Source organism: Alteromonas mediterranea DE (assembly GCF_000020585.3).
In the GTDB taxonomy this organism is placed as follows: Bacteria; Pseudomonadota; Gammaproteobacteria; order Enterobacterales; family Alteromonadaceae; genus Alteromonas; species Alteromonas mediterranea.
In genome coordinates this window covers 3,820,643-3,834,412 of the sequence record NC_011138.3, presented here as the reverse complement: position 1 = coordinate 3,834,412, position 13,770 = coordinate 3,820,643, and the positions used below count along the sequence as shown (strand labels likewise).

The following is a 13,770-nucleotide window of genomic DNA, read 5'->3' as shown; positions in this document are numbered from 1 at the left end:
GTAATGTTCCCTTAAAGAAGCGCTTGCTGAATGTGTGATTTAATCACATCTAATGCAATTTGGTTTTTGCCACCTTGCGTCACTACTACGTCGGCAGTGAAGCGGCTAGGTTCGATAAATTGATGATACATTGGCTTAACAGTCTCTTCGTACTGTTTTGCCACAGATTCAATACTGCGACCACGTTCTTTAAGGTCACGCATCATTCTGCGCATTAAACAAATATCTAGTGGGGTATCGATGAAAATTTTAACGTCGTACAAGGGTAGTAAGTCGGTACGGGCTAGCAACATGATACCTTCAAGTATTATTACCGGTGCGGGGTTTAAACGCTCCGTTTCAGGTAAACGTGTGTGCGTTTTATAGCAATAATGTGGGTAGTCGATAGGTTGACCGTCACGCAATGCTTGTAAGTGCGCTTTTAAAAGCTCATGTTCAAAGGCGTTGGGGTGATCATAATTGTTCTTCTCACGCTGCTCCATGGGAAGATGATCTTGCGCACGATAGTAGTGATCTTCGCGCAGCACTTGAACGGGACGTCCTTGGGCACTGAAGCCGTTGAACAAATTTTTTGTAAAAAGAGACTTCCCAGAGCCCGAAGCCCCAGAAATGGCAATAATAAGTGGCGATTGCATAGTACTATAAAGCTGGTTTTGTTGGTGCAAAGATACGCGTTTAGGCCTCGCGAATCAATGCCATATTCGCAAGTTATCAGATTTTGGATCGGTCTTTGCTAGAACTTTATCGTATTTTCAAGGTATTGCAGGCTGTTTACTTAATTAGCAAAAAATAACAAAAAGTTCTCCAAGTGGTCAGTTTTTAGTTAATTTCCAATAATTTCAATATCCTCTTCTCTTATAGATGGTAACGCGTAAGAGTGTTGTTTCGAACGCGACCCTTCGCCCTGTGCCCTAGGTGGGTAATACGTTTCTTTTTCTTCAGAATAGCCAACGAACACCTCATCAAGCGCCGCGCGTACTTCACTGAGCGTTTTATCAAGGTTCGCGTTGAAATCTGGGCGTTTACGCTTGGTATGGCCCAGTTCTATCAGTCGACCGAAGCTTTTATTCGCTAAGGCGAGCAATTCAGTTGGCACGTCTTTATGGGGGGGAAGCGGCTCGCCAGGGTGCTCGATGCAATATTTAACCAGTGCGGTGTAAAAGCATAACGGTTTATTTTGTAGTGTAACGGCTTTGTCATCGATACCATTGGAAATTGTCTTTTCTTTGAGGTTGATGACTAATTTAGGCGTAGGTGGAATTATCTCTTCTACTATTGCGCGACGCTTTTTAGTTAGGTTTGATACCGCGAAGAAAGGGGTAAGAAGCATTGATAATGCTAGTGCAGCCCAACTGAACGATAGTGCACTTAAAAGGCTTTTGCCTCGCATTTCTACCGTGATTTCTTGCTCGGCGTTTTTAAAGCTTGTGGTGACAAGTTTTGGATACTGGCTAAAGTCTTCTTTCGTTGTAACCACCCCTTGTATCTCTCTTACGAGGACAGGGTATCCTTCATCTTTGAGTGTAGCGTTTAATCTGCCAAGATAGCGAAAGATTGCAAATTGATTAACCGGCGTATTTAACGTGTTATTTCCTACATCTAAAAACGCACTGTCTAGACTAATTCTGCGCTCTACCTTGTCTAGCGCTCGATGAATGGAAGCTTGATAAGACAATAGCTGAGCTGTCAGCGCAATGCATTGGAGAAGTGCTATTAGAACAACCAAATTTAATGCGATAAATGGCTTGGACTTAAAGTGAAGCTGTTTATTACCCATTAATTACACCCCTCTTCCAATGTAATAGTTTTGTAATAGGGGCGAGGATGGGCCATGGCTATTTCGTGTACAACGCTTTGCATCGCGCAGAATAAGTCGGTGTTCTGAGTTTGCATTTTTAAGAACCACTGCATACCGCTTACGCTCTCTTGAAGGGGAGTGGCATAGTTTCTAGAAAAGCTATCTTTGTCTTCTTGTGCCCAATACGAAGAAATAATATCAATCTCACCCGCAAGCAGGGCCCGCCTTAACTCTTGGTGCGAACTGTAGTAGACGATATTTACATTGTTATCGCTTAACCCCAAGTTCTGCAAAACTGTTTTAGGAACAATGTGTCCTGATCGACTGCTAGGGTAGTCAAGTAACCCAATTCGCTTTCCCAATAGGTATTCTTTGGATAACTGAGGGCGCTCTCTTAACGCTATAAAGAACGCAGAGTAATCTGGGTGGGAAGCAATTTTAGTTAAACCATATATTTGGTCTGCGCCGAAGGCGTTTACCACATTACTTTTAACGAGCGCTAAATCGACGACGCCATGGTTAATGTATCGGAACGTATCATAATCACTCTGGCCGATGGTTACTTTCACTTCACCGTATTGCCGTTTTATCGTTTCATCATTACACAACCGTTGCCTTGCCATTTCGGCAATGCGTCCATCGGTAACATAGACTGAAAAAACGTCAATATTTCCTACAAGTTCGGTTTTGCAGGTTAAATATTGACCAGTTTGAGGGGCGATGTCACTATAAGAAACGGAATTTTGAAAATAGTTTATCGAACCGCACAAGATGGCGGCTAACATAAAAATTATCCATTTTCCGGAAGCAACAATTCTGAAATTCGTCAAAAAAACGACCAAATGAATTAACGATTTATAAAGTGATTTCATCAGTTAAGGTTATTTATTGCAATAGGTAAATTTATTTTAAGGTGTTAACTATATGAAAAATGGCTAATTTTTATAGGTAAACCTGATTTTTATTAAACGCTGTTTATTAGTCGCATATGTGGCAAGAATAGATTCAGCTATTCGTCGCAAATTGACAATAATAATAACAAGTAAATTAACTTGACCATGTGGTCAGGTAATTTTTTGCAAACTCACTAGCCTCGGGCGATTGCTGTTAAATAAAAATGTAAAATTGTAATAAATTTGACACGAACCTTTACGACAATTTGTCGGGTTCAGTGATAGTCATTGGTTTTATGTAGAACTTTTTGCACTACACTAGGCCGAGTAAAAAAGAATTTTAAACAAAAAGGGAAACACACACATGAGCTCATCAGCTAAATTCAGTCGCATTGCGGCTGCGGTTGCGCTGTCAATCGGTTTGTCGACCACTGCAATGGCGCAAGAAACGTCATCTGCAATGGAAGGCCGCATCCTTACCCCTACAGGTGCACCTGCTGCGGGAACATCTGTTACTGTTATTCACGAACCTACTGGCACAGCCCGTGAAGTGGTTGTTGGCGCTAACGGTACGTTCAACCTTCGTGGCCTTCGCGTTGGCGGTCCTTACAGAGTCGTAGTTGACTCTGACGAATACCAAGACACCACTATCGATAGCGTATTCCTAGAGCTAGGTAACCCATTCGGCGTTAACCTTACGCTAGAAGACGCAAGTGATATTGAAGTTATCTCTGTAAGCGGTAGCGCATTAACAGCGACAGCGTTTGGTGCAACAGGCCCACAGACTGTATTCAACTTAGAGGCGCTAGAAAATACACCAGCTATTAACCGTAGCATCGGTGATATCGTGCGTGTTGACCCTCGTGTTTTCGTTGATGAAAGCTTCAACGACTCGATTAGCTGTGGTGGTGCAAGCCCGCGTAACAACAGCTTGACCCTAGATGGTATTCGCATGAATGACAACTTCGGTCTTAACAGCAACGGCTTCCCAACCGAGCGTATGCCTTTCTCTTACGACGCTATCCAACAGGTAGCCGTTGAGCTTGCTCCGTTTGACGTTGAGTACGGTGGTTTCACTGCGTGTAACATCAACGCAGTAACTAAATCAGGTACTAACGAAGTTCACGGTGGTGTTTTCTACGACTTTACGTCTGATTCTTACCGCGGCGACGAAGTTGACAGTGTAGAGCGTGACAACGGTAACTACACAGAAAAACGTTACGGTTTCAACGTTGGTCTTCCACTAATTAAAGATAGCCTGTTCCTTTTCGCAGCTTACGAAAAGCTTGAAGGTGTTCAGCTTTATGATTACAACGCGCTGGGTAGTCGTGTAACTCAAGACGACATCAGTCAGGTTTCACAAATTGCGCAAGACGTGTATGGCTATGATGTAGGCGGTACACCGGGTTCTGCGCCAGTTGAAGACGAAAAAATTCTTATTAAACTAGACTGGAACATTAACGCAGACCACCGTGCTTCATTAGTATATAACTGGAACGACGGTTTTAGCGTAAGCCAATCTGACGGCGGTTCTTCAAGACTTTCTTTAAGTAATCACTTCTACGAGCGAGGCGCTGAACTAACTACTGTTGTAGGTTCACTATACTCAAACTGGACTGATGACTTTTCAACAGAGCTTCGTATTGGCCACACTGACCTAGATAACCGTCAACAGTCACTAGACGCAGCTTCTGGCTTCGCTGAAGCGCAAATCAGAACTGATAACGGTGGAACTATCTACATCGGTCCAGATGACTCTCGTCAGTCTAACGACCTTAACTATGAAGTATTTAACTTTAAACTAGCGGGTACTTATTTCTGGGGTGACCACGAAATTACGGCTGGTGTTGAATACGAAGAAACTGACGTATTTAACCTGTTTATGCAGCAAACTGTAGGTGAATACCGTTTCGACAGCATCGCTGACTTCGAAGCTGGTCTTGTTGATCGTATCTACTACAACAACTCTGCGGGTACAAACAACCCAGCGGATGCTGGTGCTTCTTTTGCATTCGACGTAACTACCTATTACGTACAAGACGAGTTCTACCTAACTGACGACCTCAAAATCATGGCTGGTCTTCGTTATGATACATACGGCTCTGACGATACGCCTCGTTTGAACGAAAACTTCACTGAGCGTTATGGTTTTGCCAACACTGCAAACGTAGATGGTATTGACCTTCTTCAGCCACGTTTCGGCTTTACCTACACAGTTAACGAAAGCTTAGAACTACGCGGTGGTTTAGGTCTTTACTCTGGTGGTAACCCTAACGTTTGGATCTCAAATGCATACTCTAACGACGGTGTAACGAACATTGGTACTCGTGAACGTCAAATCAATGGCTTCGTAAGTGGCACTACTTCATTGTTTGACCTAGAGCTAACTGGTCAAGGTCGTCCGATTTACGACGTACCACAAGAGCTATTTGACGTAGTAGCGAACACTAGCCTAACGGATGGTGACGGTAACACTAACGCAACTGACCCAGACTTTGAGATTCCTTCTGAGTGGAAATACGCGTTAGGTTTCACCTATGTAACTGAAAATGACTACCTAATTAACGCTGACATGATCTATACCGATCGCCAAGATTCAGCAATAGTTAGAGATGCGAACATTGTTTACAACGGTGAAAACCGTTTCGATGGTCGCCCAATCTACACCAATATTGACTCAGGTCGTAATGAAACGCAGGACTTCATTCTAGGTAATGTTGATTCAGGTGATGACGGTAGTTCACTTGTTCTTTCAATCGGCGTAAGCAAAGAGTGGGATAATGGCTTCGATATGGGCGCTTCATACGCTTATGTTGACGCAGAAGATGCTAACCCAATGACAAGCGCAGTAGCGTTCTCAAACTACGCTAACTTTGCAACAAGCGATCCTAACAACCCGTCTGCGGCAACGTCTGACTACGCTGTTGGCAACCGCTTTAACTTCTCACTAGGTTATACTGCAGAGTTCTTTGACGGTTATGCAACACGTTTCAACTTGTTTGCAACGGCTAACGAAGGTAAGCCTTTCTCTTACGTTCACAGCAACAACTCAGCGTTCCCTTGGGATGGTGTATTTGCTCGTCAGCTTATTTACATTCCTGAAGTAAACGATCCGAACGTAGTGTTTGTTGATCAGACAAACCGTGATGGTGATGTACTTCAAACTGCGGAAGAAGCTCAAAGACAGTTCAACCGTTGGGTTGAAGATAACGGCTTTGAGCGCGGCGAGATCCTTGAGCGTAACAGTGAAACTGCTGATTGGTGGTTTAAAGCTGACCTACGTGTATCTCAAGAGCTACCTGGCTTCTATGAAGGTCATACAGCAAGCGCGTTCTTCGTAATCGAAAACTTGACCAACTTAATCAACGACCAATGGGGTGACTTCCGTCAAGGTAGCTTCGGCGGTGATGAAGTTATTGCTGCGGACTTCAATGACGCAGGTCAATACGAGTACAGCGCGTTCTCAAGACCAGAGCAGAGCGTATCTCGCGGTCCTTCTCTTTGGGAAATCCGCGTAGGTGTTAACTACCGCTTTTAAGAAGTAGTAAACACTAACTACAAGTTGTAGTGTTAGGTGCCACTCTCCTTAACTGGAAGTGGCACTTTTTTATGCCTGCGATTTATCTCACACACCTGTTACTGAGCGCGCATAGTCTTTGCTTATGATCTAAGTCTCTCCATTGAACGAACAAACACATGATAAATTTTTAGATGCTCGCAAGGAGGGCTTATGTCAAAACGTATGCTAATGGTAATGACGTCTCACGAAATTATGGGTGACACCGGCGAGAAAACCGGCATGTGGCTAGAAGAGTTCGCTGCGCCATACTACGCATTTAAAGATGAGGGATATACAATCACCTTAGCGTCACCGATGGGCGGCCAGGTACCGATTGACCCCAATAGTCTTGCAGACGACGCAATGACGGACGATTCGATTCGATACACGAAAGATGAGCTGGCTCGAAGCGCCATAGCGTCTACTATTCCGCTAGAAGATGTACGTGCAGATGAGTTTGACGCTGTCTTCTACCCGGGCGGTCATGGTCCGCTATGGGACTTATCAGATAATGCGCATTCCATTAAATTGATTGAAGACACTATCGCAGCCAATAAACCCGTTGGGGCTGTGTGCCACGCGCCCATCGTGCTAAAAGATGTTAAGACGCCAGATGGCAAATATTTGGTTGATGGCAAGCAGGTTACTGGCTTCTCAAATAGCGAAGAAGCTGCGATGGAGCTTACTGACGTAGTCCCTTATCTGGTTGAAGACGAGCTAGTTAAAAAGGGCGGTAAGTATGAAAGCGCGGATGATTTTGCTGTTAAAGTCTGTACAGATGGATTGTTGGTGACGGGGCAAAACCCGCCATCGTCACGTCCTGCAGCCGATGCATTGATCAAACTTCTATCTTAAGAACGTTTTAATTTGTAATGTAGTTGGAAACCGCATCATGTATGCGGTTTCTTGTTTTCGGTTGCCTAGCTTTTAGCGCCCTGGCTAGACATTCTCAAATAAATCTTCTACGCGCTGTCTTAATTCTTCAATTTTAGTGACATCAGCGGGAGCGATGAAAATGGTATCATCACCAGCGATTGTACCTAACACGCCATCTTTTTTACTTAGCGAGTCAAGTAAGCGGGCGATAAGTTGAGCTGCACCTGGACTAGTTCTTATGATGACCATCACGTTGTTGTGCACAATGTCTAATACAAGCTGTTTGAGGGGGCTTTTAGCCGTAGGCATACCTAACTCAGGGGGAAGGCAGTAAACCATATCACCGCGCGCGTTGCGCGTTCTCACAGCCCCAAATTTACTTAACATTCTTGAAATTTTAGACTGACTGATATTGTCAAAGCCTTGTGCTTTTAATGCGTCAACAATTTCGCCTTGTGAACCATAACTTTCCGCTTTAAGAATCTCTTTAAAAGCCTTGATGAGTTGCTCTTGTTTTGCGTTTGCCATTAGCGCTCTTTTCTTTTCTGAGGGTTTATGTGTGGTGAATTTTATTTGTTATGCCCATATTGTGCCGTACAGGTAGACTTTGCGCAATTTCTTTGCATAATCATTCATGATAATGAATATCGAGATAAAATCGCCATAAATAACGTTAATAAGACGATCCGGTGATTGAGTTTTCCCCCGCGTTGCATTAGTGTGACGTTCCGTTTAAATACGTGAAGTAATCCCATAGGAGAAATGGTATGAAAGTAGCCGTGTTAGGTGCTGCCGGTGGTATTGGTCAGGCGCTGTCTTTGTTGTTGAAAACACAATTGCCAGCAGGTTCAGATTTAGCGCTTTACGACGTAGCGCCAGTTGTTCCTGGTGTTGCCGTTGATTTGAGCCACATCCCCACTGCGGTAAAAGTAACCGGTCACGGTAAAGATGACCTAGCTGATGCACTAACTGGAGCAGACGTTGTTCTAATTCCAGCGGGTATGCCTCGTAAGCCAGGTATGGATCGTTCTGATCTGTTCAACATCAACGCCGGCATTGTTAAAAACCTAATCGAAGGTGTAGCTGATAACTGCCCGAACGCGTGTGTTGGTATCATCACTAACCCAGTTAACACTACTGTTGCGATTGCAGCTGAAACGCTAAAAGCAAAAGGCGTTTACGACAAGAATAAGCTTTTCGGTGTAACGACACTTGACGTTATCCGCGCTGAAACGTTTGTTGCTGAACTTAAAGATGTTGACGTATCTTCAGTGCACGTACCGGTAATCGGTGGTCACTCTGGTACTACAATCCTTCCTCTTCTTTCACAAGTTGAAGGCGTAGAGTTCACAGACGAAGAAGTATCTAGCCTAACCACTCGTATCCAGAATGCGGGTACTGAAGTGGTTGAAGCAAAAGCGGGCGGCGGTTCTGCAACTCTTTCAATGGGTCAAGCAGCAGCACGCTTCTGTCTATCTCTAGTTGCAGCAATGCAAGGTGAGAATGTGGTTGAGTACACTTACGTACAAACTGACGACAGCGACGACGCAGCATTCTTCGCACACCCAGTACGCCTTGGCGCAAACGGTGTTGAAGAAATCTTGCCATACGGCGAGCTTAGCGCATTCGAAGAAAAAGCGAAAAACGACATGCTTGAAGGCCTACGTGGCGACATCAAGCTAGGCGTTGACTTCGTAAACGGCTAATCGGTGAGTATCATTGGCGGGCCTTTGAACGTAGGCACGCCGTGAATACTTCCCTGTAGGCTTCGCCACCGCTTCTCTGCGGTGGAGAGCCTACATTTTAATTACGTTCTCAGACTTCACATCAAGTTTCCACTTTATTATCAGCTCTTATCACCCCAGCGATTAAAGGTTCTGTTACGACCTTTGTGTATTAGTTAAGTGAAAGATATTTCGTGATATCGAAAAGCCTGATTTCACCGGCATCTAAAGTTACACCTTTATGTACAGCGTAAGCGTAACCTTTTAATACGCTATTGCCTTCAGACATAAGGAAAAGATGGGTAGCAAAAGTCGCGTGGGAAGTGGTTATTTCAACAATAGGGTATTGAAGCGAGATATTTTTCGGTGAGATCTGTGTGCTAACAGCCAATTCACTCGTCTCCCCTTTTCTGAAAACCGTGAGCGACCCTTGTCTATCTTCATACAACTGAAGAAGAGCCAATTCTGGTTTATCTAAATAATGTAAAATGCCCACCCACAAACCGTACGGCGTCTCGTCGTTTGCGCGTTCCGCATTGTTTAGCAAAGTACCGTATTTCTCGAAAAACTTGCGAGGCGTTGAGCTAGATTCTTGTTTTATGAGTCGGTAACTAGTGGAAAGTAAGCCTTTATTGTCATTGTAGTTTGATTCAAGCGCGGTAAAGCTGGTGTCTAGGTAAGGGGACAGAGTAAGCGAACGGGTTACGTCTTCTTCGATAATGGTACTGATCGTACATCGGTTCTCTTTACAGGATATATCCTCATCACTAAAGGCTGAGCGTTTGGCGTACCTCAGGCCTGAAGGTATGTGGATTTCATAAAGAAAATGTTCGCCGCTATCGTTTATTTGGAGAAGTTTATACTGCATTTCATCTTCACTAATTCCTTCCCACAATCCGGGTGACAGTGATAGCGGTTTCGCTTGTAAACTTAATGTCGAAATCCCCAACAATAAACCTGCTAAGGCCGGTAGCAAATGCATGTTTAGTCCTTTATGAAATTGTTATGTCGATAAATAAGATAACGGTTTTTTTTCATGATTAAAGCTATTTGAGTGATTGGAGGGAAGAATATTGCTAAGCGAATGCTCTGGTTGTTGATTACTGCCCGTTTGCGGTGGCAGAGGTAACGCTTCAACAGGTAACCAGCGTTTTGCGCCTCTAAACTCGTGGCCAGACAACGTTAACTTAGATAAAGCTCGCCGTTTGCTTTGGCCAATTAAAAAGAAGTATGGCAACAAACTGAGCTGTGCTGATTTATTTGTCCTAGCAGGCACTATTGCCTATGAAAGTATGGGCCTTGTTTACGTAAACCCTGAGGGGGTTGATGGCAAGCCTGACCCGCTTAAAACCGCTGCCCATGTACGTGAAACCTTTGCGCGCATGGCAATGAATGATGAAGAAACTGTTGCATTAGCCGCCGGTGGTCATACGGTAGGTAAATGTCACGGTAATGGCAGTGCCGAAGCATTAGGGCCAGATCCAGAAGGTGCAGGTATTGAAAAAATTCGCCAGCCGGTGCCGAGCAGTGGGAACCTATCAATATTAAAGAGGAAGAGAAGCCTATTGATATTGAAGACCCATCAAAGCGCTACAACCCCATCATGACCGATGCTGAATCTTTTGAGCCACTAGAGCCAATTGCTGACGGCTACAGAAACTATCTTCAAAAAGACTACGTGGTTAAACCTGAAGAGCTAATGCTAGATAAAACCCAGTTACTTGGTTTAACAGCGAAAGAAATGACGGTACTCGTAGGCGGCATGCGTATGATTGGCACTAACTACGGCGAAAGTAAGCACGGTGTATTTACCGATAACGTAGGCGCATTGAGCACAGATTTCTTCGTAAATCTTACCGACATGAAATACACATGGAAGCCGACCGGGAAAAATAGCTACGCTATTGTCGACAGAGCGTCAGGTGATGAAGTGTTTACCGCTACGCGTTTTGACCTAGTGTTTGGTTCAAACTCTGTATTGCGCGCATATGCTGAGCTATACGCGCAAGATGACAGCAAAGAGAAGTTTATTAAGGACTTTGTTGCCGCGTGGACAAAGGTGATGAACGCAGACCGCTTCGACCTTACCTGTTAGTGCTTATCTTTAGTGTAAGTAAAAACACTTAAGTAACAAAAAGCCCGCTTCATGATGACGCGGGCTTTTTTCGTTTTATTACTTAGCGAAGCGAATGGCGACCAACATAAAAAAGCTATTTGCGTCAATTCAAGCGCTTCGCTAATACGGGTCTTAACCCGTGTTACGCATGCCGATAGCAATACCGGCAATGGTAACCATCATGGCACGTTCTAGACTGGTGTTCTGCGCATCGTCACCGGCTTTACGGATACGATCTAGAAGCTCAATTTGCAGGTAATGAAGCGGCTGAAGGTATCCTGCGCGGATCTCCATCGATTCCTTACCCTGCGGGTCGTTCTTCATAATGTCGTCATCGCCTGTGATAGCCAGCAGTGAAGAGATGCTTTCTTTAAGCTCGCTACGCAATGCTTCACCAAAGTGTTTAAGTTCTTTGGGTACCAAGCGCTCATCATAAGCTTCGCTAATGCGTGGGTCAGCTTTGTGGAACACCATGTCTAACATAGAAAGGCGTGAACGATAGAACGGCCATTCGCTGAACATCTCGTTAACCACTTTCTCGTTCTCAGGAGTCTTCACGCTATCAATAGCGCGCATAACGCCCAACCAGCTTGGCAGCACTAAACGTGTCTGTGCCCAAGCGAAGATCCATGGGATAGCACGTAAGCTCTCAATTCCGCCTTGTGGTTTACGCTTAGCAGGGCGGCTGCCTAGAGGTAGTTTACCTAGCTCTTGCTCTGGAGTAGCCACGCGGAAGTAAGGTACAAACTCTTCATCGTGACGTACAGTTGCACGGTAGTTATCACGACCTTGCGCTGCCATGGTGGTAATAAGCTCACGCCACTCTTCTTTTGGTGCCGGAGGTGGGAACAACATGGCTTCAATAATGGCGCTGGCGTAAATACCTAGGCTGCGTTTAGCCAGTTTTGGCATACCGAACTTATAGCGAATAGTTTCGCCCTGTTCTGTTACGCGGAAACCGCCTTCTAGTGAGCCAGGAGGCTGTGAGTAAATTGCCGCATGTGCTGGCAATCCACCACGACCAATCGTACCGCCACGTCCGTGGAACAGGGTTAGGCTTACGTCGAACTCTTCTGCAATGGCAACCAATGCTTCTTGCGACTGATACTGTGCCCAGCCAGCAGCCAATGCGCCTGCATCTTTCGCTGAATCAGAGTAACCGATCATAACGAACTGACGGCCCTTCACGTAACCGCGATACCAGTCGATAGACAGGAGTTTGCGCATTACATCTGGTGAGTTGTTCAAATCGTCAAGCGTTTCAAATAGTGGTGCTACCGGCATCGGCCAGTCTACACCGCTTTCTTGAAGAAGCAGCTGAACCGCCATGACATCCGATGGCTCACTTGCCATAGAGATAATGTAGATACCGAAGCCGTGCTTGCTGTGTTTCGCAATCACCTTACAGGTATCTAGCACTTCTTTTACATCGTCAGATGCATCCCATTGCGCTGGGAATAACGGACGTTTCGAGCCAAGCTCACGTAATAAGAACGCTTGCTTGTCGGCTTCGCTCCACTGTGCGTAATCGCCTAAACCTAGGTAGCGAGTTAGCTCACTAAATACGTCGGCGTGACGCTCAGAATCTTGACGTACGTCAAGGCGAAGAAGGTGAATACCGAATACACGAGCACGACGGATAGTATCTAGTAGAAGGCCGTTTGCCACTACTTGCATACCGCAGTCGATTAATGACTGGTAGCAAAGCATTAGCGGCTCGATAAGCTCGTCGTCGCTTTCAATCCAGTTAGACGTGTCTGGATTCTTGCCGGCCAAGTAGTCGGCAATGCCATCGCGAGTCGCAATAAACTTGTTTACCAGCGGGCGAAGTAGGGCGCGGTACGGTTCGTTTGCATCGCCTACTTTGTCGCGTAGTTCGTCGTTGCAATCGTACATTGATAGCTCGACTTGCAAACGATCAAGGTCTAGCGCGAAAAGTTTAGCTGCACGTTTTCTTGCCAGCAGCAGTACTTGCTCAGTTACTTTTGAAGTAACAAATGGGTTACCGTCTCTGTCGCCGCCCATCCACGAGCTAAATTGTACGGGTGACGCGTCTAGCGGTAGCGATACGTCGTAGTCTTCGTTTAAGCGGCCATCAAGCTCGCGCATAAAGTCAGGTACGGCTTCCCATAGCGAGTTTTCAATAACCGAGAAGCCCCAACGCGCTTCATCAACAGGCGTCGGGCGAACGGAACGAATTTCTTCAGTGTGCCACGCCTGCGCGATAAGATCGGCAATACGCGTTTCAATTTTTTTGCGCTCAACATCGCTAAGCGAGGCTTGATGCACTGCCTGAAGACAGTCAGCAAGTTCTTTATGCTTGTGAATGAGTGTACGGCGTGTTACTTCAGTAGGGTGAGCGGTAAGAACAAGGTCGATGTTCAGCTTTGCAACCGCGTCTTGTACTTTATCTGCGGTAAGTTCTGCTTTATCTAGGTGTTTGAAAAGGGCATCAATAGATGCATCAACATTCATTGCCGCGTTGTATTCTTGCTCGGCAATATTACCTAGGTTCAAGAATTGTGCGAAGGCACGACCAACAGTAAGCAAATCGCTGTCAGACATTGTTTTGAAAGTTTCTTTCAGTTCTTCGCTACAAGTAGCGTCTCCCTGATAAGAAGCTCGGCCGCCTTTTCGAATCTTTTCAATCCGGTCTAGCCACTCCTGACCTAATTGATTTTTGATTGTTTCACCAAGGGTTTTACCAAGGTATCGAACGGTATCTTTCAGTTCAGCATCGTAGTGTGTTTGCATGCTATCCTCCTAAATATATGGGCTAACCATACTGTGTCCTTTGCGTCTTG

Annotated in this window: 9 protein-coding genes and 1 pseudogene; 4 read left to right on the top strand and 6 right to left on the bottom strand. The window is 45.2% G+C overall.

Features of this window, described 5'->3' with window-relative positions; translation table 11 throughout:
• Positions 1 to 11 precede the first annotated feature (11 nt).
• The 3 genes from udk to MADE_RS16975 all read right to left on the bottom strand — a co-directional run bounded on the left by udk (position 12) and on the right by MADE_RS16975 (position 2,670).
• A complete protein-coding gene (gene udk / locus MADE_RS16985) occupies positions 12 to 635 on the bottom strand; it encodes a uridine kinase (RefSeq protein ID WP_014950808.1) in 624 nt (207 codons plus the stop codon).
• 188 nt (positions 636 to 823) lie between these two features.
• Entirely contained in the window at positions 824 to 1,777 is a 954-nt protein-coding gene (locus MADE_RS16980; RefSeq protein WP_015068154.1) for a hypothetical protein, read from the bottom strand.
• Positions 1,777 to 2,670 (bottom strand): PhnD/SsuA/transferrin family substrate-binding protein, encoded by an 894-nt coding sequence (locus MADE_RS16975; protein ID WP_023559922.1) that lies wholly within the window; start codon positions 2,668 to 2,670, stop codon positions 1,777 to 1,779. The genes MADE_RS16980 and MADE_RS16975 overlap by 1 nt, the downstream gene beginning before the upstream one ends.
• A 385-nt stretch (positions 2,671 to 3,055) precedes the next feature.
• Here MADE_RS16975 and MADE_RS16970 point away from each other — a divergent pair, with 385 nt between their 5' ends.
• Positions 3,056 to 6,229, top strand: coding sequence for a TonB-dependent receptor (locus tag MADE_RS16970; RefSeq protein ID WP_015068152.1), 3,174 nt, complete (start codon positions 3,056 to 3,058; stop codon positions 6,227 to 6,229).
• 192 nt (positions 6,230 to 6,421) lie between these two features.
• The gene (locus tag MADE_RS16965) at positions 6,422 to 7,105 is read left to right on the top strand and encodes a type 1 glutamine amidotransferase domain-containing protein (RefSeq protein ID WP_015068151.1); all 684 of its coding nucleotides are present in this window, start codon (positions 6,422 to 6,424) and stop codon (positions 7,103 to 7,105) included.
• Positions 7,106 to 7,189: 84 nt separating this feature from the next.
• Here the strand turns inward: MADE_RS16965 and argR are convergent, their stop codons facing one another.
• On the bottom strand, positions 7,190 to 7,654 hold the full coding sequence (argR, locus tag MADE_RS16960; protein WP_015068150.1) for a transcriptional regulator ArgR: 465 nt from the start codon (positions 7,652 to 7,654) through the stop codon (positions 7,190 to 7,192).
• 239 nt (positions 7,655 to 7,893) lie between these two features.
• On the opposite strand from argR, the gene mdh reads away from it, so the two are divergent.
• Positions 7,894 to 8,832, top strand: a complete 939-nt coding sequence (gene mdh / locus MADE_RS16955) for a malate dehydrogenase (RefSeq protein ID WP_015068149.1) — start codon at positions 7,894 to 7,896, stop codon at positions 8,830 to 8,832.
• Between the two features lie 190 nt (positions 8,833 to 9,022).
• On the opposite strand, the gene MADE_RS16950 is transcribed toward mdh, so the two are convergent.
• Positions 9,023 to 9,832: a hypothetical protein gene (locus tag MADE_RS16950; protein ID WP_015068148.1), complete on the bottom strand. Its 810-nt coding sequence runs from the start codon at positions 9,830 to 9,832 to the stop codon at positions 9,023 to 9,025.
• A 136-nt stretch (positions 9,833 to 9,968) separates the two neighbouring features.
• Here MADE_RS16950 and MADE_RS20375 point away from each other — a divergent pair.
• Positions 9,969 to 10,945: pseudogene (locus MADE_RS20375) on the top strand (peroxidase family protein); the annotation flags it as partial.
• A gap of 153 nt (positions 10,946 to 11,098) precedes the next feature.
• Here the strand turns inward: MADE_RS20375 and ppc are convergent.
• Entirely contained in the window at positions 11,099 to 13,720 is a 2,622-nt protein-coding gene (gene ppc, locus MADE_RS16940) for a phosphoenolpyruvate carboxylase (protein ID WP_015068145.1), read from the bottom strand.
• Positions 13,721 to 13,770: the final 50 nt, after the last annotated feature.

What these genes read in the sequence shown, in the direction of transcription:
- udk (WP_014950808.1), bottom strand. Translation starts at nt 635, where the DNA reads ATGCAATCGCCACTTATTATTGCCATTTCTGGGGCTTCGGGCTCTGGG.
- MADE_RS16980 (WP_015068154.1), bottom strand. Translation starts at nt 1,777, where the DNA reads ATGGGTAATAAACAGCTTCACTTTAAGTCCAAGCCATTTATCGCATTA.
- MADE_RS16975 (WP_023559922.1), bottom strand. Translation starts at nt 2,670, where the DNA reads ATGAAATCACTTTATAAATCGTTAATTCATTTGGTCGTTTTTTTGACG.
- MADE_RS16970 (WP_015068152.1), top strand. Translation starts at nt 3,056, where the DNA reads ATGAGCTCATCAGCTAAATTCAGTCGCATTGCGGCTGCGGTTGCGCTG.
- MADE_RS16965 (WP_015068151.1), top strand. Translation starts at nt 6,422, where the DNA reads ATGTCAAAACGTATGCTAATGGTAATGACGTCTCACGAAATTATGGGT.
- argR (WP_015068150.1), bottom strand. Translation starts at nt 7,654, where the DNA reads ATGGCAAACGCAAAACAAGAGCAACTCATCAAGGCTTTTAAAGAGATT.
- mdh (WP_015068149.1), top strand. Translation starts at nt 7,894, where the DNA reads ATGAAAGTAGCCGTGTTAGGTGCTGCCGGTGGTATTGGTCAGGCGCTG.
- MADE_RS16950 (WP_015068148.1), bottom strand. Translation starts at nt 9,832, where the DNA reads ATGCATTTGCTACCGGCCTTAGCAGGTTTATTGTTGGGGATTTCGACA.
- ppc (WP_015068145.1), bottom strand. Translation starts at nt 13,720, where the DNA reads ATGCAAACACACTACGATGCTGAACTGAAAGATACCGTTCGATACCTT.